Below are 21,221 nucleotides of genomic sequence, written 5' to 3'. Positions count from 1 at the left end.
GCGTGTGCGCGCTCGTCCCGCCGCCCCGGGACCCGCCTGCCAGGCGTCGCGACCCCGGCCGTGATCCGCCGACCAGACCCTGGGCGCAGGCAGCTACCGGGTGATCGCTTCTACCGCGACCAGGCGTGGGCCTCGTGCTCCCGGTCGGGCGCAGCGTTGGACTCCGGCTCGGACGGGGTGACGAACTCGTCGTTGTACGGGACGAGTTCGACTCCTGCCCGGGTCAGCACCGCGTTGTAGCCGCCGTCCGCTCCGTGGCCGCTCCGCGTTGACGAGGTGAGGCGGGCGGCCATACTTGGATCCGGCAGTGTGCCGCTCCCGGACCCATCCGGGCCGCCTCCGGGCACCGGCCTGACGAGCACCGCGCGCAGCACCCCTGACAACGGGAGCTCACCTACATGGCCCTCTTACTCCTGAACGCCGCCCTGATCCTCTCCGTCCTGGCAGCCGTCCACCGGTATCTGTACCGCCGCCTCGTCAAGGACGTCTCCCGCGCGGGCAGTCCATGGCAACGCATCGGCACGGTGCTGGTGTGGCTGCTCTCGGCGACCACCGCATTCGTACTGGTCGCCGGACCCGTCGAGCCGCCCTTCGAAGTCGCTTCCCTCGCCGACCGGGTGGCATCCGCCTGGCTGCCCGTGCTGCTGTACCTCACCCTCGCGCTGCTCCTGGGCGAACTGGTCCGCCCGCTGCTCCGCCGGGCCCTTGCTCGCCGGAGCACCCGGTCGGCGGACGGGCCCCGCGAAGCCTCCGGCGCGGCGGAACCCGGCGGCGACCACCGCTCCCGCCCGCTCTTCGTCGGACGGACCGTCGCCATCGGCGCCACCGCCCTCGCCGCGGGAGGCACCGCCGCGGGCCGGTCCGGGGAGTCGCCGTCACAGGGTTCGGGCGCCCAAGGGGTTGAACTCTCGATGCCCTTCACCGGCCAGTGGCGTGCCAGGAACAGCCCGGCCCGAAGGGTGCCGAGCCATGGAACCGACCTGCTCGGCAGCCGCTACGCCATCGACTTCATCGCCGTGGACGAAAAACACCGCACGGCCGGCAGCCGCAGCTGGCGCACGTTCCTCGCCACCGAACCGCCGGAGCTCTTCCATGCCTTCGGCCGTCCGGTGCTGGCACCCGTCGGCGGCACCGTGGTCGCGGTCCACGACGCCGAACCCGACCACGAAGGACGTCGGTCGCAGCTGGCCCTCGTGCCGTACACGCTGGGCCAGGCGTCACGGCTGCGCCAGGGGGCGAACGGCGTCGCCGGCAACCACCTGATCATCTCGCTGTCGGAGAGCGGCCCGTTCGTCGCTCTGGCGCACCTCAAGGCCGGCTCCGTCCGCGTGTCCGTCGGTCAGCGGGTGGTGGAGGGCCAGCGCATCGCGGACTGCGGCAACTCCGGCAACTCGACCCAGCCGCATGTGCACATGCAGGCCATGGACAGCGCCGACATCTCCATCGCCCGAGGCCTGCCGATGCTGTTCCGGCACTTCCGCGAATGGCCCTCCGGCCCCGAGCACTTCCGCGTCAGGACGCGGACGGTGCCGGAGGAGGAGGCCGTGGTGGAACCGCTGCCCGGGACGGCGCTCTGAGACCGGAAGAGAGGCCGTCCTCGGGCAGCGCCCTTCCTCATGCGTGCGGTGAGGAAGGGCGCTGCCATGGTCCGCGGGGAGGGTTCAGGGCCTACGGGACATCATCCGGTAGGTGATGAGGAACCCGACGAAGGACCAGGCCGCCAGTACGGCGAAGGGGAGCAACGAAGCACCCTGCGAAGGCGTTTGAGCGTGTCCCGGACCGACTCGGCCATGTTCTGGAACGGGAGCATCGCGTGCACGGACTCGAACCAGTCGGGCAGCCGGGACGCCGGGAAGGTGATCGGCGAGAACATCAGCGCCACGAACACCACCAGTTGGGACATCATGCAGGCGGCCGGCGGTGCGCGCTGCCCGCCATCCGGCCGGTGAACCATCTGCTGGACCACGACCAGATCGTCATCCTGACCCATCAGGATTCGGATCTGTTCGCCCAGGCCCACGACCATGGCGATCGGGGAGTCGTGGTCGCCTACCAGGCCGATGACATCGATCCGCTGACTCATCTGGGCTGGAGTGTCGTCGCCACGGGGTACTGCCGCCCAATCACCGATCCGGACGCATTGACGCGCTACCAGCGACTGCTCCGCCCCTGGTTGGGCCCAGTGATGAACTGTGCGGTACGCATCCGCCCACATCTGGTCACGGGAATCCGGCCGACCGTGTGACGCAGTACTTGCATGCGGAGGGTCGGCCCATGCGTGCTGCGGGCGGAGCCTGGACCCGAGCGGCCGCAGCCCGGAGTGAGGTCGGTCCCGACGGGGAACGGCCGGGCTGCCTGCGCCGGCCGACTTCCAGACCTTCTGACGTGCTTGCGCACGGGCCGGACGGATCGCTGTCAGGGCTTTCGTCAGCCGTGGCGCGGGTATCGATCAGGCGGGAGACCGTTGGGTCGCAGAACTCCGGGCCGAATACCTGCGGCTCGGCCCGAAGCAACGCCACGCCCGCCAGGCAGTCGCCGCCCAGGGCGCGAGCGCGAGATCGCGGAGAATCTCGCCACGGCGTCAGTGCCGCTGATATCGCGCCGTCCAGACCGGACTTGGGGACTGTCTCGGCCAACCGCGCGGCCCCTGCCCGCGAAACCGCACGGCGACCACCGCCCTCGACACGGACACCCGGGTATGACCCGCTACGCCTGTTGCCGCGCCGAGCAAGCAGCCCGCCCCCCGGCACCGGGCTGTCACCCGGCCCAGCCGGGCGCGCCGTTCACGGAAATCCGGGCTCGCGCTCGTGCGATCAGGACGGCTGGGTCGGGGCGCGCCTGCAGCACGTTCAGGATCAGGAGCCACCACTGGTCCAGCCGGGACCCCAGTTCCTGTTTCCTCGCCACCTCGTCGGTGAGGTTGTACAGGCCGTACAGCGCGCACACGAGCATCGTGGCAGTACCCGATGGCTCGATCCCCTCGGCGAGTTCACCCTTGGACCGGGCCTCGGCCAGAAGCCGTGTGACGGCCGCGGTCCAGGCGGCAAACGGTGCGGGCACGGCCGCGTCGATACTGCGGCGCTCGGCCCACAGTCGGGCGCCTGCGCGGGCTACGACATCCTCGCGCAGGACTCTGGCGATTTCGAAGCTCAGGGCGACGAGTTTCTCAAGCGGCGGGACGTCCGGGGCCGTGTAGTACGGGGTCAATTGCGGCCATGCGGCGAACTGTTCGCGGACGACGGCGAGGGCGAGCTTCTCCTTGCTGGAGTAGTGAAAGTAGATCGCTCCGCTGGTCTTCCCCGAGCGGTCGCTTATGTCGTTGATGCTGGTGCCCACGTACCCCCGTTCGACAAAAAGATGTGCTGCGGCTTCCAATAGAGATCTCCGGGTTGCCCGCGCCCTGTCTTGCACGTATGTTCCACCTTCGTTCATCTATTCAATGAATTGGATGCAGGGAGGTAGTGCGCCCGCGCATTGGCGGCACTTCACCGCCGACCGTACAACTTTTATTATCTTCGACCGTGCCTGCGTGTGGGTGAAATCGATACATCGCGGCCACGTCCCGACGACTCCGCGAACGGGACTACCTCATTCGACCACCAGGACGCCTCAACTGTCCTAATTTGCAACGCAGTTGACCAGACCTGCGGCGCTCCACAGCCGGCTTCCGGCACGCTCCACTCCTTCACGCCTAGCCTGCAACCGGCCTGCCGTCAAACACTCGAAGTAGTGATTGCGTACCTCTTCTCACAAAATTAACGTAGTGACCACGATGTTTTCGGGCTCGCCCCATGCGGCGGATGACGTCCGTAGCGGCGGGCCCCACGGAGGCGAATCGACCGCCTTCGCGCGCGGTCAAGAAAGACCGCTCGTCATCCCAGTCCCAGCAGTCGAGCGCGTCTCTCCCGCAGTCCGACATCTCGCTGAACTCGGCGACTCACCGGGGATCGCGCTCTCTCCGAGAACGGCAGAGAAATGACAGCTCATGGCTTCTTTTGCTGGTCTCCGGCCGCCATCGTCTTCGATTGCGACGGAACCCTGATGGACACCGAACGCCACTGGCAGGACGCACGCAACAGAGTCTTCAGAGAGTTCGGTCTCAAGCCCCCGGCCGGATTCGCCGAGCGAGCCAAGGGAGTGCATTACACCGAGTGCGGGAGCCTCATGGCCAGGGAGACCGGAAAGCCCGAGCTCACCGGCGATATGACCCATTCGCTTCTCCGACATTTCACGGCGATGGTCGCCGCAGACCCTGTCACCATGCCGGGCGCGGCGGCGCTGGTCCGTCTGGCCGCCCGCCACCTGCCCCTCGCCGTTGCCAGCAACTGCCCGCTGGACATGGTGGAGTCCAGCCTGGCTCGGGCCGGACTGCTGGGCCACTTCGGTCACATCGTCGTCGCGGGCGCCGGGTTGCGGCCCAAGCCCCATCCCGACGTCTACGCCGCCGCGGCAGATCTCTGCGGCGTGCGGCCGCAGGACGCACTGGCGGTCGAGGACTCCGTCACCGGTATCGACTCGGCGCGAGCCGCCGGCCTACGCGCACTGGGCGTCGGTCCTCGCCCTGCCGGACGGGGTGCGGACCGGGCCGATTTATGGGTCGACACCCTGGCCGACCCGGAGCTGGTGGCCTGGGCCAACGCCTGGATCGCTGACTGATCGTTTCACAACGGGGTTTGGACTCGTCCCAAGCAGATGATGCCGCAGCCGAGTTGGAGGGACCGGAACTGCGCCGGCGCAAGGGTCGCGGTCGGCGCGGTCGACGGAGACACGCTGTTCCAGATCGCGGCCCGGCACGCGGCGTTGTTCGCGAAGTAGCTGTAGCGCTTCTCCGACGTCAGAACGAAGTCCGGCGTCGGCGCTCCGAGGTCTTCGAGGTACTGGATCCAGCCCAGCGCGTCCCGGATCGGGTCCTCAGGCGCCTGCCGGGCCTCCACGCGGTCCTCGGAGCAGCACCGGCATGCCCCTCATGGTGGCCGCCTGCACAGGCACCACCGGAACTACGGTCCCCCACCACATTCGTCCCTGACTTACCCCTTCCTACGGTGCGGCGACACGAACCCGTCCCCGCCAACTGTCCGGAAGTGGTGTTCATGGCTGCCTCCGCATCCGCCCCGCCGACCACCAGCTCGCTCAAGCGCATCGTCGCAGCAAGTCTCATCGGGACCACCATCGAGTGGTACGGCGTTTCGCCAGAGCCGGTCCACGAGCCAATGCATGAGGATGTCGGTACGGCCGACGTTGGAGAATAGGGGGCACCGGGGCCATGATGGGCAACTCTATGCCCCGCTGGTCGGGAAGACCCAGGCAGACTGGTTCCTCGTCTACGTGAGGTCGAAGGGGGCCGGGTCGTGTCGCTCCCAGATCTGGCGAGAGGCCTCTTCCGGGTAGGGCAAGGTCTTCGACTCGATATCCAGGACGCGAGTCAGCTGTCGCTCGGGTCGGTGAGCGGGCCACCCGGGGTCGCCGCCCGTGGCGAAGCGGACCCATCCCCGCTGCAGTTCCCGGGATACTGCCGAGACCTCCGGCGTCGGCCGGTCGCCGAAGAGGTGCCGGCCGGCGGGGCTGTCCAACGTGCCGAACGCCAGGGGAACGTCGAGGCTGTGGCAGGCGCCCAGGACTCCGCCGGACGCCGGAGCCGCCAGTTGCAGCTCGAAGAGAAACGACGTGCCTCCAGCCGCTTGGTTCGCCTGGGCGAGCTGCAGTGAGGGCATCCGGAAGAGGGCATCGGAGTACACCAGTTCAAGCAGTTCTTCAGAGGTGGCCTGTGGGTAGGCGGCACGGTAGGCGTCGGCGCCGTCCGGTGCCGGGGCGAACAGGTCCAGGGCCGTATGGGCCTCGTCCTCAGTGAAGGTGCCCAGCCGCCCCATCATGACGCTGAACAGCCGGAATTCATCGCGGGTGTGGCCGACGAGGAGCCCGATTCCGCCTGTACGGCCGCCGGCCAGTGCCCTCCAGGGCGTTTCGGTGAGCACCACGCCGTCGAGGACCGGGCACACGGCGACACCGATCTGCGAGAGCCGACCCCAACTCATGCGGTGGCCGGGAAGGTCGACACCAAGGGCGGTGAGCTCGCCGGCCAGGCGCAAGGGGGCGATGCCGGACAGGGCTTCAGCGTCAGGTGTCGCACCGACCCGGCCTGCGAGCGCGGCGGCGACTTCTTCCGCCAGCGCGCGGGTGCACAGCGATCCCGGCACCGAGTGCACGATGGCCCTGCGGAACAACCCGTGCGCCCGCTTCATCGTCAGCAGGGCCGCGATCGACCCCGCCCCGGCGGACTGTCCCGCTACCGTGACCTGGTCAGGGTCTCCGCCGAAAGCGGCGATGTTGCGCTGCACCCATTCCAAGGCCGCGATCTGGTCGAGAAACCCGCGATTGGCCGGGGCGCCCTCGACAAGAGCGAACCCCTCGACTGCCACCCGGTAGTTGATACTCACTACGACCAGGCCCGCGCTGGTCAGGGCCGCAGGGTCGTACATCGGATCGCTGGAGGCCCCCGCGATGTAGGCACCACCGTGGATCCACACCAGCACGGGCAGTCCAGCCGTCCCCAGGGCCGGGGTGCTGACGTTGAGCGTGAGCCAGTCGTTCCCGACTGACCTCTCGGCCGTCGGTCCCGCTTGCGGAACCACGGGGCCGAACTCGGTCGCCTGCCTCGTCCCGTCCCACCCCTTGACCGGGGCAGGCGCCTGGAAGCGCAGCGGCCCGACCGGCGGCTGAGCATAGGGGATGCCGCGGAACACCGCATGCTCTCCCCGCCAGCGCCCTTCGACGAGGCCCTCCGCAGTCCGTGCTCTCGGCTGTTCGGGCATGTCACACCCTTCCTCCACGAGCGGACTCCCAGCTTTTACCGGCCAGTTGTAATATGTCAACTGTATTGAAAAAGTGGAGGCCAACGATGCCCAAACAGGTGGATCACCGCGAACGCCGCGAGACGATCACCCGAGCGCTGTGGCGCGTAGTGGAACAACGCGGCATCGCGCACGCGAGCGTCCGCGAAGTAGCCCAGGAAGCGGGCATCTCCCACGGCGCGGTGCAGCACTACTTCGCCACCCGAGAAGAGATGTTGGTCTTCGCCATGGACTTCGCGTCCGAACAGACATCACTCCGCGTCGCCGAAGGCGTCGGAGAACTCGGCAACCCACCACACCCCCGTGACATGCTCCGAGTGATGCTCACGGAGATGCTCCCTCTGCATCCCGACGCACGCGCGACGAGCCGGATGAGCGCCGCCTACGTCCTGGAGGCACTGCACAACGCGAACATCCATACACGCGCACGCGACGGGTTGACTCACGGCCGCGACCTCATCGAGCAGATCGTCCGCCAGGCAATCACCGATGGCCACATCAGCCCCGACCGCGACCCGGCGACAGAGACCAACCTGCTCCTGACACTCACCGGCTTGACCCCGCTCATCGAACTGAGCGTGATCGAGCCTCAAGAGGCCCTGACCGCCGTCGACCAGCACCTCGACCAACTCTTCACCAACAAGACCTGACCGCAGCCCATCGCCGGTGGCCACGTTCGGTACGGACGGCCCCTGAGACCGACGAAGCCCAAGAACGCCGTTCCCGGCTCACTGAGCACTGTCAGTCGTAGGGTCAGATTCCGGCGGGAGGTGCTCACCAGCATCATCGCTGTCATCGTCTTCGTCGGCATCGGCGTCGGCATCGGCATCGGCGTCGAGGCCATGGAGTTCGGGCCTCAGAGCATCGAAACTCCCACCACGGCCGTCGCCACGAGCACGACGATCACCAGGACGTTGGACGCCACGTCCCGCTCCTCCGAGCGGTGTTCGGCCGCGCGGTCCAGCGTGTACTCGGCCGGGTCGGCGGACGTGTAGTGGACCGTGACGTCACGGCCGTACGCACCGGCGGGGTCCGGGAGGTTCGACGTACAGTGGGCCGTGACGGCCGTGCCCTCGCGGGTGGTGAACGACACGACCGGGGTGATGGTGGTCGAGGTGTGGCCGTCGTCCTGGTCGACGCTGACGTCCTTCAGGACCGCGACGACCCGTCCCTGCACGGTGTCCATCGCGGCCAGTCTCTCGACGCGGCGGTTCTTGGCGCGTACTGCCCCGGGCAGATGAACGGCGGCGAAGACCGCCCACGGCCCACCGAAGCCGATCAGCGCCCACGGCCACCCCCAGCCGACCGCGGCGAGGACCACCAGCCCGACGTAGACCAGGAAGAGCGCGAAACTTGGCCAGCCCAGCCCACGACTGGGATCCTCCGGAGTGTTGGAGAACCGATAGGCGTGTGGTCTGCCTCGCGGGTGGCTGACCCCGATCTCCCGGCCCTCCCACGCGGAGGTGATCATCTCACCCCGCTCACCGTCGTTCGTCACGGTGACCTCCTGACCCGAGACCGGGTCGCGGTAGGAGACGACCACCGATATCCCGCCCGTCCGGGACCCGCCGTGCCGGGGCTCCCGCACCCGCTCGATCCGCCCTGTGAGCCGGACCGTCCGCTGCGCCTTGGTCACCGCGGCCAGCGACATGCCGTACCCGACCAGCGCCACCACACCCCATGCCGCACACCACAACACCAGAAACTCGTCCCACCCCATGCGCCCTCCTCCTGCCGATCCGGTCAACTGCCGCTGCGCCGCAGCACTTTGCCCTGCTCGTCCGCCTCCAGCGTTCCCGTGCTCCCGCCGCCGGTGACCACGGCCCTGAGCGTGAGCGAGCCGGTGACGCCGTCGGCGGTGAGCTGCCAGCTCTGCGGGGACTCGACGCCGAGGGTGGTCCTGGCCTCCTCGACCAGGCCGGGGACGCGATCGTAGGGCAGGGACCTCGGGTCGAACCCGGCGGTCTTCACGCCGGTGGGCGAGAAAACGACCGTCAGCACGCGGTCCTGCACGACGACGGTGAGCGCCTGGCGCTTGTCCGCGCCCTGCGTCAACGACTCGACGGCCTTGCGCAGTTCGCCCTCGTCGAGCATCGATTGGCCAGGACCGAGGGTGACCGTGCCCGTCGCCGACGTCACGGTGGTCGTGGACGACGAGGAGGAGACGGACGGCTTGGGGGCGCCGCTCTCGCCCTCGTGGGCGTCGAACAGGTCGGCACGGAACAGCAGGAGCACGGCGGCCGCGCCGAGCAGCAGGCCGAGGAGAGTGAGGAGCGCGCTGAAACAGCCCCCCGGGGTCTCGCTCTTCATGGCCGGACCGGGCACCGAGTCCACCTGGGCAACGGCCGCCCGCTCCTCCCACTCCGGCGTCGGCCGCTTCACGATCCGCGTCTTCCACGGTCGGTCCGGCGGATACTCCACCACCACGACCCCGCGCGGCCGGTATTCGGGCAGCTCGACGAGGTTGACGTCCTGCCGTATCTCGACACGGAATGCGGGCGCGTCGTCCGGTGCGACGGACAGCTCGAACCGCACCGGCACGTCGCTGGCCTCACCCCCGACGGCCTCCAGACTCTCGATCACCGCGAGCGCCGCGCGCGGCACGACGGCCGCCTCCCGGGCACGGCGCGGCAGCGTGGCGAGGAAGAAGAGAAGCCCGTAGACCGCGGGCAGGACCAGCCCCGTGACGATCAGCGGCGCCGTCTCGACTACACAGCCACCGATGAAGGCGGTCAGCGACGCCCCGATCACCCCGCCCGTCAGGAACCCCAGAGCGAGGTCGGCAGGCGTGTTGTGCGTGGGCGGCGCGCCCGCGGTGATCGTCATGTGGCCGATTGTGCACCTCATGGGTAACGGCCGACAGACCTGTGGGTGAGGGGTCCCACCGGTAACGCTGCTGAATCGAACGCTGAGGAACGATCACGGCTCGGCATCGCTTGATGGGCGCCACCCGATGCAGCCGCCCACACCGCGCAGGCACCACGGAGAGCACCCCAGCGAAAGGCCGGCGACCTCTTCGCCAGCGGATCAAGATCCGGGCCATTCCCGGACCATCTCCGCACCACATGGCTCAGAAGCCGCCGTTTTGGCTGGCCGGCAGGCGATGCCCCGTGTACCACCAGCAGACGAAGAATCTCCTGGTGTCGTACTCGCCGTAGAAGCTGGGGTTCTTCTGGACACCGAACGCGCGTCGAGACCACATCCACTCATGGTCGTCGCACCTGCTGCCGTCGTGCTGTCTCACAACCAGCCGCGGCGGGCCGCGATCACTCCGGCCTGGAAGCGGTTGGCGGCGCCGAGGAGGTCGTGCAGGCGGCTGATACGGCGGCGCATGGTGCGGACGGACCAGCCGAGCTGACGGGCTATCGCCTCGTCCTTGAGGCCACTGACCAGGAGGGTGAGGACGAGTCGGTCCTCCTCGCCAAGGGGGTCCTCGGCGGGAGCGTTGAGGGGCAGGGCCTGCTTCCAGCACATTTCCCAGTAGCCGGTGAGGGCATCGAGCAGGGTGGACGGGCGGATCACCGCGGCGCGAACGTCGTCGAGGTCGAGGGAGAGCGGCATCAGAGCGAGCTTGCGGTCGGCGATGGCGAGTTTGATGCCCAGGCCGGGCAGGACGCGGGCCTGTTCGCCGTGCCGGACCAGCTCGCGGATGTCGTCGAGGACGCCCGGCCATTCCAGGGCCTCGGGGGCGTAGACCGCGCGGTACCGTACACCGCGGCCGAGCGCCGTCGCCTCCACCGGGTTGGAGGTCGTCAGGGCGTACGGCGGCCGGTCCAGGGTCATCACGTCCTCGTGGGCCTCCTGTTGAAGGCGGACGAACCAGCGGCCGAGCGCCTCGCTGCCGGTGGTGATCTCCACCTCGTCCTCACAGGTCGCGCCGGTTCGCGCGGCGGCGAACAGCCGGGACAGCTCGTCGGCCACCGAACGGACCCGCTCCAGCTCATTACTTCTGGCCCGTACCAGCGCCTCGACGGCGGCGCCCGGCTCGATCGCGGCGTACCGGCGGCGGGTGCCGGCGAGCCGGCCGACCAGCCCGTGGTCGCGAAGCCGGTCCAGCGCCCTGGCAACGCGCTCGGACGAACAGTCGAGATCCGCGGTGAGTTCGGCAGGCGCCGCTGTCCGCCGGGTCAGAACGGCGCGGTAGACGCTCTCGTCGAACGGATCGATTCCTGCCGCCGTGAGTTGCGGTGTCTCGGGAGTCATGGACGGATGATGGCCCAGTTGTGCCAGCGGCAGCAATGGGCCACGGAGATCAGTTGTGCGACAAGTGCCTTCACCACTAGGACCTTTACGCATGGCAATGAAGTCACGAAGATCGCGTCATGCCGCCCTCGCCGCCGTTGTTCTCGCCGGCACGTTGGCGGCGACACCGGGTGCCGCCAACGCGTCCACGCCCGACCCGTCGCAACGAGTGCTCGTCGAACTGTCCGGGAACCCAGCGGTCACCGCCGCGCCCGGTGGATCGCTGCTGTCCGCCGAGGCCGCCCGCGGCGTCGGCGCCGCCCGCCGCGCCCTGGACGCGCGGCAGGAGACATTCCTCGGCTCGGCGAGGAGCGCCGGGCTGCACCCTTCGGCGACCCGCAAACTGGGTCTGCTCATCGATGCCGTGGCAATGACGGTGCCCGCGTCCGAGGTGGGGCGACTGTCCTCGCTGCCGGGCGTCACCGCCATCCGCCCCGATACCCGGGTGCTGACGAAGACTGACGTGAGCGTCCCGCTGATCGGCGCACCCGGCGTCTGGCAGCGCAAGGACCCCACTGGAAGGCGCGTCACGGGCACGGGGACCACTGTCGCGATCCTGGACAGCGGGGTGGACTACACCCACCCCGACCTGGGTGGCGGACTCGGCAAGGGCCACAAGGTCGTCGGCGGGCACGACTTCGTCAACGACGACGAGGACCCGATGGACGACAACGGCCACGGCACCCACGTCGCCGGCATCATCGCAGGCAAGGCGGCTGAGAAGGGCGGCGTCACCGGCGTGGCGCCCGGCGCGAATCTGCTGGCCTACAAGGTGATGGACGCCGACGGCTCCGGGTACACGTCGGACATCATCGCCGGAATCGAGGCAGCCTCCGATCCGGCCAACCCGCACCGCGCCGATGTCATCAACATGAGCCTCGGCGGCCCCGGCGACGGCACCGACCCGCTGGGCCGCGCCGCGACCGCGGCCGTACGAGCCGGTGTGGTCGTGGTGGCCGCGGCGGGCAACGACGGACCGGGCGCAGGTACGGTCAACAGTCCCGGCACGGCCGACGGTGTGGTCTCGGTCGGCGCGTCGACGAGCAATCTGCGGCTGCCCAGCGCCTATCTGGCCGGCGAGAAACCCGAGTTGATCCAGAGTTACCGCGGCATCCTGTCCGCGAACCCGCCGGAGGACCCGGTCACGGCGCCGCTCGTCGATGTCGGGGAGGGCACCGCCGAGGACTGGAAGCGGGTCGGCGACGTACGCGGAAAGATCGTACGGGCGCAGATGCTCGTCGCCGCCGACGCGCGGTACCTGACGGCGAGCGCCGTGGAGTGGGCGCAGGAGGCGGAGAAGCGCGGTGCGATCGCCGTGCTGGCCGGCCTGCCCTCCAACGACGGCCCGGTGTTCGTCGCCGGAGCACCGGGAGAGCTCACGCCCTCGGAGGTGAACCCTGAGCCGGGAGTGGCCCAGGTGCCGTCATCGCCCGCGCGGATCGACGCCTCCGGCGACTCGCTGCGCATGGACCGCCTGGTGGTCATGGGCATCGACTCGACCCAGTACCAGGAGCTGAGCACCCGGCTCGCCGCCGGGAAGGTCTCGGTGACGCTGCGGGGCACCGACACCACCGACCGGATCGCCTCGTTCTCCTCACGCGGTCCCTCCCAGGACTTCGGTCTGAAGCCCGATCTGGTCGCACCGGGCGTGGAGATCCGCTCCACCGTGCCCAAGTCGCTTTACGGGCCCGGCCAGTACCGCATGTCGGGCACGTCGATGGCGGCCCCGCACGTCGCCGGTGCCGCGGCCCTGCTCCGCCAGCTGCACCCCGACCGGACGCCCGCCGAGATCAAGGCCGAACTGATCGGCACCGCGAAGCCGCTGAGCGGCACCGGGCCCACGACGCAGGGCTCGGGCAGACTCGATGTGGCCGCGGCCGCCTCCGCCACGGTCAGCGCCTCACCGGCCTCGGTGTCGTTCGGGCTCGCCGATCTCTCCCGGCGTCACGTCGGCGGCACCGCGAAGGTGACGTTGCGGAACTCCGGCAAGCTGCCGATTGCGACCTCGCTGCAGGCCGAGGGTCCGGCCACGGTCTCGGCGAAGCGGGTCACCGTGCCGGCCGGGGGGACCGCGACCGTCACGGTCTCGCTGCGCGTCGCCCTGCCGGCCACCGACACCGAGATCAGCGGCCGTCTCACGGCGACGCCCGACCGGGGACCGGCGATCAACGTGCCCTACCTGCTCGCCGTTCGGCATCTGGCCGTCCAGGCCGCACCCGACCCGAGCGACGGTCACTCGACCGTGCACATCGCCCCGCCGACCCGGCTGGTCGCACCGCCGGTCGTCACCGTCACCCCGCCTCGCGGCAAGGCCGTCGACGTCACTTCCACACTCGATCCCGCCAGCGGCTACTACCGGGCCGAGGTGACCGGCAGCGTGGCCGGCACCTACCGGGTCTCGGTACACGGCACCGCCGGCACCGGGCAGCTGCTCACCGGCGCCGGCGCCTTCGAGGTCACCCCGATCGACAGCCGCGGGGACCGCTGGGAGCCGGTCGGCCCCAACAGCGAGGCCGGTTCGGTCGTCCTCTCGCCGAGTCGGCCGAAGCAGGCCGTCCTCACCCAGTACCAGAAGGCGGCTCCCTGGCTGACCACCGACAACGGGGCCTCCTGGCGCCAGTTGGGCCGACTGCCCGTCGCGGACGGCACGGGTCCGCTCGTGGTGGACGCGAAGAATCCCGACCGCTGGTGGTACGCCGTGAACAGCGTTCACGACGGCAGCCGCCGGGGCGCCATCCTGCGCACCGATGACAACGGGCGGACCTGGCGCACGCTCGACGTCCCGGACACCCGCATCGTGGCGCTCGCCGCCGATGAACGGACCCGCACCCTGGTCGCGGTCACCTCGGACGCACTGCTGGTCAGCACGGACGCGGGCAACCACTGGACGACATATCCGACCGGCGTCACCGGCGCCGTCACCGCCGCCGCCGTCACCGGTGACACCCTCTATATGACGACGTATCACGGCGTCTGGGCCCGCTCCGGCATCGGCTCGGGCAACCCCGGCGAGGCACGCCTCCTCTTCGCCCCGTCCGGCGGGGGCGTCGGCGGGCTGGCCGCCGACTCCTCGGTCGTGGCGGTGTATGTCCCGGGCCGGGGAGTTGTCGGTTCCCGTGACAGCGGGGAGACCTGGACCACCCTGCTGTCCATGACGGACGGCGGACTCCGCCTGACCATCTCGGGTGACGACCTGTACCTGAGCACGTTGACCGGCAGCGGCCGTCTCAGCCGCGACCACGGTCGGACGTGGACCACGGTCGCCGCGCCTTCGCGCGCAGCGCTACCGGTGGACTACGACCGTTGGGCCGACGGTTCCGTCACCGTCTCCAGCGAGCAGGACGGTCTCTACCGGGGTGCCGCGGACGGCACCGGATATCGGCGGATCGGTGTCCAGGGACTGACGATCAACGATCTCGCTGTCAGTGACGGCCACCTGCTCGCCGCCACCGACAGCTCGGTCTACCGCACCACCCTTCCCGTCGCGAGCCCGGAATGGGGCCGGTCGGGCGGCGAGGGCATGAGGGGCGTGACCGTCCCGCAACTTGCCGTGTCGGCCAAGGATCCGAAGGTGATCTGGAAGGTGCGGCGCACCGCGTTCGGCTCATTCACCGTCGAGCGCAGCGGCAACGGCGGCGCCACCTGGGAGAAGAGGGGCAGTTCGGCGGAGGTGCCGACGGCGCTCCTGGTCCACCCCGCCGACCCGAACCGGGTCATGGTCAGCTTCCGAAGCCTTTTGGGCCAGGGGCTGTTCGCCACCAGTGACGGCGGCGCGACGTGGAAGAACCTCTACCACGAGCGCTCCTTCGACACCATCGCGGGCGACCCCGCAAATCCGCTGCGCCTGTGGCTCGGCAACGCCGCCGGTCTCTACCGGTCCGACGACGGTGGGGTGACCGTCACCAAAGTCACCGACGGCCCGGTGACCGCGATCGACCTCGACGGGCGGCGCCTGGTGATCGGCGGCGGGAGCGTCCGCGTCAGCACCGACGCCGGCCGGACCTTCCGCACCGCGGACACTGGCGCTCTGGCGATCCATGTCTCCGACCTGCTCCGGGTCAAGGACACGCTCTACGCGGCCACCACCAGGTCCGGAGCCAGCGGCCTCCTGCAAGGCGGCCGCGGCGTACTTCGCAGTACCGACCACGGTCTGAGCTGGCACAACATCTCAACCGGCCTGCAGAACACCGACACCACCAAACTGGCCGCGAGCCCCGATGCCCGCACGCTCTACGTCGGCACCGTCGACGGGGGCGTGCACCGTCTCAACCTGCGTCACTGATCGCTACGGACCGGGTGCCCGGACGGAACCTCCGTCCGGGCACCCGATCCACGCGTTGACGCGGCCGGTGGATCAGCGCAACGACCACGATGGCCGGGCCGCTCAGCGTGGGCGTGTCGGGCCATTTGACCGCGGAGGTGAAGCCGAGGGTGGCCTGCATCATCGCCAATGTGACAGTTCCTCGGCGAACTGCGGGGCGATGCCTGCGGCAGGCCTCCGCAGTGCGAGAGGTGCCGCGATCTGGTTCGTCCTGACCGCCTGCGGCGCCTTCCTGCTCAGGGCCCACATGCCGCTCGCCGCCGCCTGCACAGTCGTCTTCATGACCGTCATCCGGCTCTTCAGCGCCCAGGCCTTGGCGTATTCGGCCACCTCCACCGTGTACGTGCCCCCGTTGTGTTTCCGCGGTCCTGCAAGAGGGCCGCTGGCCTCCGGGCCCGGCATGACTGTGTTCCCCTGTCGAGCTCCCCGGCAGGCCACCGGCCCGGGCCGGGTCACCGGCATCGGCCGCACCGGCGCGGTCGTCGGCCCCTGGCTCGGCGGCGCCGTCATCGAGGGCGGCAACGCCGGACTCGGATTCACCGCCTTCGCCGTCACCACCGTGCTGGGCACGGTCGGGATCTGCCTGGTACCGATGGCGCGTCGCACCCGGCGCGGGCCCGCCACGCAGCAGGCCTCGGCACTGTCCGGTGCCATCGACTGACGCCCCGCCCCGCCCCACCTCGCGAGCGACGCGATCGGATGCGCCCTCGGAACCCCTGCCGACGCCGGGCGTTCCGCGGGCGCGTCCGTTCGACGCGGCGGGAACGCCTGGAAACCGCGACGCCCGGGGTTGACGAACCGGGTGCCATGGGATCGTTTCGGCTCGCGATACCCGGCTCGCACGGCCGTGCCACTTCCCCTCCGAACCATCCGGAGCACTGAATCCTGCCTACCAGCGATAACCGCGGCAGATTCCTCTACTCCTTCACCGGGCTCGGCAACACTGTCGCCCTCGGCACACCATTACCCGCTCCGAACCCGTGCCCACTCCGAAGGAATGCTGCCCCTGTCCGAAGAATTCATCTCCTTGGTGTTCGTGTGCCACCGATGGAACGTGAAACACACAGGGAGTCCAATTTTGGCGATCTGTACACGCCAAGACAGTGAGAATCGTGCCGGGTGCTCGAATCACTCCGACAGAGCAATGCATGATGCGCCGTCACTACGAGCGGGTGTTGGATGGCCGAGGAGAAGCACCAACGCCAGAGTGCGCCGATGAAGATCCCCCGGTGCACCTATCGGGCGAATGCGAATGCCGACTCACTCGCTGCCAGGCCATCCGCTGCCTGCCAGCGCTGCCTCAGCAAGGAGATTCGCCAGTGGAAATGCCCGGGCCCATGCACAGTCGTCGTCACTTCCTTGGTGCCTCAGTCGCGGCTGCTGCGGCGGCGGCGGCCCAGTTCGGCATGGCCAGTGGTGCGCAAGCACAGTCCGAATCGGAAGGTCCTGAGGCTTATTCCGCAGTGGATCCTGTGACGCGTACGCCCTTTGGTCCGGTGAAGCAGATCCATGCCGGAGATCTGAACGTGGGGTACGTCGAGGCCGGACCTGTGAGCGGGCAAGCGGTCATACTTCTGCACGGCTGGCCCTACGACATTCATAGCTACGTCGCGGTCACACCTTTACTCGCAGCTAAGGGATACAGGGTGGTCGTCCCTTATCTGAGAGGCCATGGAACAACGCGATTTCTTTCAAGCAAAACGCCCAGGAACGCCCAACAGTCGGCGTTCGCTGTCGACATCATCGCCCTGATGGACGCTCTCGGCATCGACAGGGCCATTCTCGCCGGTTACGACTGGGGCTCACGGACGGGCGACATCATAGCGGCTCTCTGGCCAGAGCGTTGCAAGGCGCTGATTTCCGCGACCGGTTATCTGATCACGAATGTCGAAGCCAACAAGAAACCGTCGCCACCGAAGAATGAATGGGCATGGTGGTATCAGTACTACTTCGCTACCGAAAGGGGCGTTCTCGGCCTCGAGAAGTACCGAAACGATTTGGCCGAACTGGTGTGGCGGTTCAATTCCCCGACATGGAATTTCGACGAAGCGACCTTCGATCGCACGGCAGCGGCTTTCCAAAACCCGGATTACGTCGGTATCGTGATCGACAATTACCGCTGGCGGCTTGGTCTCGCAAAGGGTGAACGCCGGTACGACGCCATAGAAAAGCGCCTTGCCGCGGCCCCGGTGATCGAGGTGCCGACGATCACCATGGACGGAGCGCACGATCCATTTACGCCTCCAGGGAACGGATCGATTTATCGCAAGAAGTTCACAGGAAAATACGCGCACCGAACCCTTAACACCGGACACAACCTTCCGCAGGAGGCCCCGCAGGCCTTCGCGGAGGCTGTCGTAGAAGTCGATGGATTCGCATCGCGTCGCTGAGCCCAACGCGCGCCGTACAAAGCGCCGTGCCCGCAGCGGTGTTCAGGCGCGAGCGCGAGATCGACCAGCGTCCGCACCGGACCGTCCGTACACAACAGCGCGTCACATAACTCGAACAACGCGTCGCCCGGTGCGGTCGTGCACGCGTACAACTCCGTCCGGAGGCACGGCACTTCCGCGAACGCATCCCGCAGGACACCCTGATGCACCAAGCTCACGACCACGGCCTTCGCGCTATTCCTATGCCTCTGTGACGGAACACAGGATCAGACGAAGGCCGCCTACAGGCCTGAGCCGCTTTCCCACGCCTGATGACCCGTTGACCGGCTATGGCGTGCTCCAGGCCAAGTTCCGCAAGCGCCCGGAGGAAGCCGCCAAGAATGCGAACTGGTCGATCCGCCACATGACCGCCGAGCTGGAGAAATGGGCCAATCCAGAGTCGAACCGCGTCCGCAGCGGGCGCGTGCCCGAGTACCTACCGGGCTACGCGAAGCGTTCGTGGTCGGCCAACACCGCGTCGATCACACCGAGATGCATGGCGACTCGCCCGTCCCTGGGATCGGAGCACTGGGTCAACGTCAGCAGGGACTTCCACAGCGCCCAGCCCCTGGCCCTGGCCCAGGTGGCGTCATCCTGGCCGACTGTGTGCCGGAACGCCTCGCGGCTCTCCTCGCGGAGCATCGTCCAGGCGATCACGAGATCGCAGGCGGGGTCTCCGATGCCCGAGGTGCCGAAGTCGATGACGGCCGACAGCTTGCCGTCGGTGACAAGCAGGTTGTTGCCGCCGATGTCGCCGTGGAACCACACCGGCGTTCCACACCATTGGGCCTCGAGTGCCGCTTGCCAGGTCTCGGTGGCCCTCACGGTGTCGATCCGGCCGCTCAGGGCGGTGATGCAGCGACGCGTCTCGTCGTCGTAGTGGGCGGGTGACGCGCCGCGATACCCGCTGTGCGCCCCGGCGAGAGGACCGCCCTTGGAGTCACAGCGCTGAAGGGCGAGGACGAACCCGGCGACATTGGTGGCGAACTGGGTCATGTCGTCGATGCGTTCGGCAGAAGCCGTCTCGCCGGGCAGCCAGCCGCGCACGGACCAGGGGTAGCGGTATCCCGCGCCGGGGGCTCCCTTGGCCAGGACGGTGGGGACGGCCACCGGCAGCGCGGGGGCCAGGCGAGGCAGCCAGTCGCATTCCTTGTCGACCGCAGGGGCGTAGCCGGCTGCGGTGGGCAGGCGGACCGTCATGTCCTCACCGAGGCGGTAGGTGCGGTTGTCCCAGCCGTCCACCGCCACCGGGACCACGGGCAGACGGCTCCACTGAGGGAACTGGGCGGCGATCAACCGCTTCACCAGGGCAGCGTTGATTCCCGCGCGCCCGTCCGACACAGCTGCAATCACCCGCTGATCCTCACCGGTGAGGTCGTACCAGGCAAGTGATTAACGACGCGAGACACATCTGAATGTCTGGAGAACCTCGTGCTTCACCTCGAACGCCCACCGGTCTTCTACGGCCTCGGGCGGCAGGCTGCCGAGGGTGGCGATCACGGGCGCGATCCGCGGCCGCACCGTCCGCGTCCTGGCACTCTCGGCCCTCGCCGGTTCCTAGCTGGTCGGCGTAGGGCCGAGCGACGGCCAGGACCCTCTCACCGAAGTCCGTGAGCCGCATCCGGTGCCCGTGCTGACCGCGGATCAGGACCTGCCCCTGAGGTCTCGTTCCAGGTGCTGAATCTGCGGAGTCAGCGCGGACGGGGACATTCCCGAGTCGCGGCAGTACGCCGCCAAGGAAGGGTAGTTCGCGGCCTGCAGGAACCGGTGCAGCCGCCGGCGCCCGGCGAACGATCGCACCGCCGGATGCAGGAGGGCGGGGAAGCGGCCCAGGCCCGGCGCATCTACAGGGTGTCGGCTCTTGCGCCTGCGCCCTGGCCGTGGAGGGCGCCGCTCCGATCGGGCCCATGTCTCCCGCGGTTGTTCCGCCAGTGTGTGGGCCCAGCCCTCGACGGCCTCGACGACGTCGTGGCCGAGACCGGTGAGTTCGAGTGGCGACCTCGGCTGGCGCGGATCAGCAGCGGGCCGCCGAGGTCCGTCTCCAGGCGCTTGAGCTGCATGGTGAGGGTCGACGGATGGATGCCATGCGTCTGGCACGCCTCGATGAGGGTGGGGTATCTGACAACCTGGGTGAAGAGGCGAAGCCGGCGGATCGCGTAGGAACTGCCCAGGGTGGGCCGGATCACCTCCAGTGCTGAGGTGAAGTCGTGCTGAGGGCACCGAGACTGGCGTTCCTGAGCAGTTTGCGGAAGAAGCGCCGGGCTGAGGCGTTGTCCCTTCGGCCCTGGACCAGGATGTCGAGCACGTTGCCGTCGGCGTAGACGGCCTGCCACAGATACCGCTGCTCGCCGTTGATCTTGATAAAGACCTCGTCCAGGTGCTTCCCAATGCTGTTGTCAAGCCGGTTCGGTGACAGGGGGTGTGATCCGGTAGCACCGTCGGTCACGGATCAGAGCCCACAGAACGTTGACGCGGCGGCGTGCGAGCGCGAGGACGGCCTGGACGTGACGTTTCCCCTCGGCGCGCTTGCGGTCATAAAACTTCCGCGAGTTGGGGTCGTGCTGGACGCTGATCAGCGCGGAGGTGTAGAAGACGCGCTGCAGGCGGCGGTGGTATCTCGTCGGTCGGTGGTCGTTACCGCTGACCTGGCCGGAGTCGCGTGGGGCGGGTGCCACGCCGGCGAAGGCCGCGAGCCGGTCGGCGGTGGGGAAAGCGTCCAGGCTGCCGCCGACGGCGGCGAGGAACTCGGCACCGAGGACCGTGCCGATGCCGGGCATGGACTGGATCACGTCGGCAAGTTCGTGCTCGCGAAACCGGCCCTCGATGAGCTTGTCGGTCTCGGTGATCTTCTCGTTGAGGGCCATCACCTCCCTCGCGAGGGTGTGCACCATCGTCGCGATGGCCTTCTCGCCCGCGACGGCGGTGTGCTGGCGCTCCGCGGCTTCAACCACCTTCTCAGCGAGGGAAGCAGCGTTGCAGACCTTGCGGTTGCGCAGCCAAGTGGTCAGCCGGCGGGTGCCCGCGCGGCGGATCGCTGCCGGTGTCTGGTATCCGGCCAGCAGAACCAGCGGGCCGGCGTTACCAAGGTCGAGGGCTCGTTCCAGAGCCGGGAACATGCCGTTCAGCAGGGCCTTGAGCCGGTTGATGGTGCGGGTGCGGTCGGCGACCAGATCGACGCGGTGGTCGGTCAGCAGCCGCAGCTCGATCGTGGCTTCGTCGCCGGGGCGGATCGGCTGGAGGTCGCGGCGCATCCGTGCCTGGTCGGCGATCACGCGGGCGTCACGGGCGTCCGTCTTGCCTTGGCCGCGGTAGCTGTCGGTGGCCCGGTTGACCGCGATACCGGGGATATAGACGAGCTCCTGGCCGTGGTTGACCAGCAGG

General features: G+C 68.7%; 19 protein-coding genes and 1 pseudogene. 7 read left to right on the top strand and 13 right to left on the bottom strand.

All coding sequences use genetic code 11. The features are described 5' to 3' along the window. Window positions 1-110: 110 nt before the first annotated feature. On the bottom strand, window positions 111-293 hold the full coding sequence (locus ACFU8Q_RS22750; RefSeq protein ID WP_384456829.1) for a hypothetical protein: 183 nt from the start codon (window positions 291-293) through the stop codon (window positions 111-113). 105 nt (window positions 294-398) lie between these two features. Between ACFU8Q_RS22750 and ACFU8Q_RS22745 the strand changes: the two genes are divergently transcribed. Both ACFU8Q_RS22745 and ACFU8Q_RS22740 read left to right on the top strand, forming a co-directional pair. Beyond that, complete coding sequence (locus ACFU8Q_RS22745; RefSeq protein ID WP_384456827.1) at window positions 399-1,577, top strand: M23 family metallopeptidase; 1,179 nt, start codon at window positions 399-401, stop codon at window positions 1,575-1,577. Between the two features lie 218 nt (window positions 1,578-1,795). Further along, on the top strand, window positions 1,796-2,245 hold the full coding sequence (locus ACFU8Q_RS22740) for a pyridoxamine 5'-phosphate oxidase family protein (protein ID WP_384456833.1): 450 nt from the start codon (window positions 1,796-1,798) through the stop codon (window positions 2,243-2,245). 512 nt (window positions 2,246-2,757) lie between these two features. On the opposite strand, the gene ACFU8Q_RS22735 is transcribed toward ACFU8Q_RS22740, so the two are convergent. Further along, window positions 2,758-3,432: a ScbR family autoregulator-binding transcription factor gene (locus ACFU8Q_RS22735; RefSeq protein ID WP_384456825.1), complete on the bottom strand. Its 675-nt coding sequence runs from the start codon at window positions 3,430-3,432 to the stop codon at window positions 2,758-2,760. Window positions 3,433-3,975: 543 nt separating this feature from the next. On the opposite strand from ACFU8Q_RS22735, the gene ACFU8Q_RS22730 reads away from it, so the two are divergent. Continuing rightward, window positions 3,976-4,656: an HAD family hydrolase gene (locus tag ACFU8Q_RS22730; protein WP_384456823.1), complete on the top strand. Its 681-nt coding sequence runs from the start codon at window positions 3,976-3,978 to the stop codon at window positions 4,654-4,656. Between the two features lie 5 nt (window positions 4,657-4,661). Here the strand turns inward: ACFU8Q_RS22730 and ACFU8Q_RS22725 are convergent, their stop codons facing one another. Together ACFU8Q_RS22725 and ACFU8Q_RS22720 are read right to left on the bottom strand one after the other, a co-directional pair. Further along, window positions 4,662-4,934: a hypothetical protein gene (locus ACFU8Q_RS22725; protein WP_384456821.1), complete on the bottom strand. Its 273-nt coding sequence runs from the start codon at window positions 4,932-4,934 to the stop codon at window positions 4,662-4,664. Between the two features lie 387 nt (window positions 4,935-5,321). Then, window positions 5,322-6,809, bottom strand: a complete 1,488-nt coding sequence (locus ACFU8Q_RS22720) for a carboxylesterase/lipase family protein (protein WP_384456819.1) — start codon at window positions 6,807-6,809, stop codon at window positions 5,322-5,324. An 86-nt stretch (window positions 6,810-6,895) separates the two neighbouring features. Here ACFU8Q_RS22720 and ACFU8Q_RS22715 point away from each other — a divergent pair, with 86 nt between their 5' ends. Next, window positions 6,896-7,498 carry a TetR/AcrR family transcriptional regulator gene (locus tag ACFU8Q_RS22715; RefSeq protein ID WP_384456817.1) on the top strand — a complete coding sequence of 201 codons (603 nt, stop codon included), beginning with the start codon at window positions 6,896-6,898 and terminating at the stop codon, window positions 7,496-7,498. Between the two features lie 206 nt (window positions 7,499-7,704). Here the strand turns inward: ACFU8Q_RS22715 and ACFU8Q_RS22710 are convergent, their stop codons facing one another. The 4 genes from ACFU8Q_RS22710 to ACFU8Q_RS22695 all read right to left on the bottom strand — a co-directional run bounded on the left by ACFU8Q_RS22710 (window position 7,705) and on the right by ACFU8Q_RS22695 (window position 11,051). Then, window positions 7,705-8,568 carry a DUF3592 domain-containing protein gene (locus ACFU8Q_RS22710; protein WP_384456815.1) on the bottom strand — a complete coding sequence of 288 codons (864 nt, stop codon included), beginning with the start codon at window positions 8,566-8,568 and terminating at the stop codon, window positions 7,705-7,707. A gap of 23 nt (window positions 8,569-8,591) precedes the next feature. Next, a complete protein-coding gene (locus ACFU8Q_RS22705; RefSeq protein ID WP_384456814.1) occupies window positions 8,592-9,674 on the bottom strand; it encodes a hypothetical protein in 1,083 nt (360 codons plus the stop codon). A gap of 244 nt (window positions 9,675-9,918) precedes the next feature. Further along, complete coding sequence (locus ACFU8Q_RS22700; RefSeq protein ID WP_384456812.1) at window positions 9,919-10,050, bottom strand: hypothetical protein; 132 nt, start codon at window positions 10,048-10,050, stop codon at window positions 9,919-9,921. A 38-nt stretch (window positions 10,051-10,088) separates the two neighbouring features. Next, entirely contained in the window at window positions 10,089-11,051 is a 963-nt protein-coding gene (locus ACFU8Q_RS22695) for a helix-turn-helix domain-containing protein (protein WP_266744617.1), read from the bottom strand. Between the two features lie 91 nt (window positions 11,052-11,142). Here ACFU8Q_RS22695 and ACFU8Q_RS22690 point away from each other — a divergent pair, with 91 nt between their 5' ends. Then, a complete protein-coding gene (locus ACFU8Q_RS22690) occupies window positions 11,143-15,372 on the top strand; it encodes a S8 family serine peptidase (RefSeq protein WP_384456809.1) in 4,230 nt (1,409 codons plus the stop codon). Between the two features lie 159 nt (window positions 15,373-15,531). On the opposite strand, the gene ACFU8Q_RS22685 is transcribed toward ACFU8Q_RS22690, so the two are convergent. After that, window positions 15,532-15,741, bottom strand: coding sequence for a hypothetical protein (locus ACFU8Q_RS22685; RefSeq protein WP_384456807.1), 210 nt, complete (start codon window positions 15,739-15,741; stop codon window positions 15,532-15,534). A gap of 70 nt (window positions 15,742-15,811) precedes the next feature. On the opposite strand from ACFU8Q_RS22685, the gene ACFU8Q_RS22680 reads away from it, so the two are divergent. Both ACFU8Q_RS22680 and ACFU8Q_RS22675 read left to right on the top strand, forming a co-directional pair. Next, window positions 15,812-16,072 (top strand): hypothetical protein, encoded by a 261-nt coding sequence (locus ACFU8Q_RS22680; protein ID WP_384456806.1) that lies wholly within the window; start codon window positions 15,812-15,814, stop codon window positions 16,070-16,072. A gap of 676 nt (window positions 16,073-16,748) precedes the next feature. Beyond that, window positions 16,749-17,801: an alpha/beta fold hydrolase gene (locus ACFU8Q_RS22675; RefSeq protein WP_384456831.1), complete on the top strand. Its 1,053-nt coding sequence runs from the start codon at window positions 16,749-16,751 to the stop codon at window positions 17,799-17,801. A gap of 483 nt (window positions 17,802-18,284) precedes the next feature. Here the strand turns inward: ACFU8Q_RS22675 and ACFU8Q_RS22670 are convergent, their stop codons facing one another. The 4 genes and pseudogenes from ACFU8Q_RS22670 to ACFU8Q_RS22655 form a co-directional block, all read right to left on the bottom strand. Continuing rightward, window positions 18,285-19,193 carry an aminoglycoside phosphotransferase family protein gene (locus ACFU8Q_RS22670; RefSeq protein WP_384456804.1) on the bottom strand — a complete coding sequence of 303 codons (909 nt, stop codon included), beginning with the start codon at window positions 19,191-19,193 and terminating at the stop codon, window positions 18,285-18,287. Between the two features lie 491 nt (window positions 19,194-19,684). Next, on the bottom strand, window positions 19,685-20,026 hold the full coding sequence (locus ACFU8Q_RS22665) for a LysR family transcriptional regulator (RefSeq protein WP_384456802.1): 342 nt from the start codon (window positions 20,024-20,026) through the stop codon (window positions 19,685-19,687). Window positions 20,027-20,073: 47 nt separating this feature from the next. Next, window positions 20,074-20,220, bottom strand: a pseudogene (locus ACFU8Q_RS22660) (DDE-type integrase/transposase/recombinase); the annotation flags it as partial. 16 nt (window positions 20,221-20,236) lie between these two features. Continuing rightward, window positions 20,237-21,221: IS110 family transposase (locus ACFU8Q_RS22655; RefSeq protein WP_384456801.1), on the bottom strand; the 985-nt coding region annotated here is incomplete at its 5' end.

This window comes from Streptomyces sp. NPDC057543, assembly GCF_042801895.1.
In the GTDB taxonomy this organism is placed as follows: Bacteria; Actinomycetota; Actinomycetes; order Streptomycetales; family Streptomycetaceae; genus Streptomyces.
Note: the sequence above shows the minus strand (reverse complement) of the source record. Positions and strands in the feature narration are given on the sequence as shown.

Excerpts from the sequence above, each read along its gene's own strand:
- ACFU8Q_RS22715 (WP_384456817.1), top strand. The coding sequence starts at position 6,896 with ATGCCCAAACAGGTGGATCACCGCGAACGCCGCGAGACGATCACCCGA.
- ACFU8Q_RS22730 (WP_384456823.1), top strand. The coding sequence starts at position 3,976 with ATGACAGCTCATGGCTTCTTTTGCTGGTCTCCGGCCGCCATCGTCTTC.
- ACFU8Q_RS22700 (WP_384456812.1), bottom strand. The coding sequence starts at position 10,050 with ATGTGGTCTCGACGCGCGTTCGGTGTCCAGAAGAACCCCAGCTTCTAC.
- ACFU8Q_RS22735 (WP_384456825.1), bottom strand. The coding sequence starts at position 3,432 with ATGAACGAAGGTGGAACATACGTGCAAGACAGGGCGCGGGCAACCCGG.
- ACFU8Q_RS22695 (WP_266744617.1), bottom strand. The coding sequence starts at position 11,051 with ATGACTCCCGAGACACCGCAACTCACGGCGGCAGGAATCGATCCGTTC.
- ACFU8Q_RS22710 (WP_384456815.1), bottom strand. The coding sequence starts at position 8,568 with ATGGGGTGGGACGAGTTTCTGGTGTTGTGGTGTGCGGCATGGGGTGTG.
- ACFU8Q_RS22720 (WP_384456819.1), bottom strand. The coding sequence starts at position 6,809 with ATGCCCGAACAGCCGAGAGCACGGACTGCGGAGGGCCTCGTCGAAGGG.
- ACFU8Q_RS22750 (WP_384456829.1), bottom strand. The coding sequence starts at position 293 with ATGGCCGCCCGCCTCACCTCGTCAACGCGGAGCGGCCACGGAGCGGAC.
- ACFU8Q_RS22675 (WP_384456831.1), top strand. The coding sequence starts at position 16,749 with ATGCACAGTCGTCGTCACTTCCTTGGTGCCTCAGTCGCGGCTGCTGCG.
- ACFU8Q_RS22680 (WP_384456806.1), top strand. The coding sequence starts at position 15,812 with ATGACTGTGTTCCCCTGTCGAGCTCCCCGGCAGGCCACCGGCCCGGGC.
- ACFU8Q_RS22690 (WP_384456809.1), top strand. The coding sequence starts at position 11,143 with ATGGCAATGAAGTCACGAAGATCGCGTCATGCCGCCCTCGCCGCCGTT.
- ACFU8Q_RS22705 (WP_384456814.1), bottom strand. The coding sequence starts at position 9,674 with ATGACGATCACCGCGGGCGCGCCGCCCACGCACAACACGCCTGCCGAC.
- ACFU8Q_RS22745 (WP_384456827.1), top strand. The coding sequence starts at position 399 with ATGGCCCTCTTACTCCTGAACGCCGCCCTGATCCTCTCCGTCCTGGCA.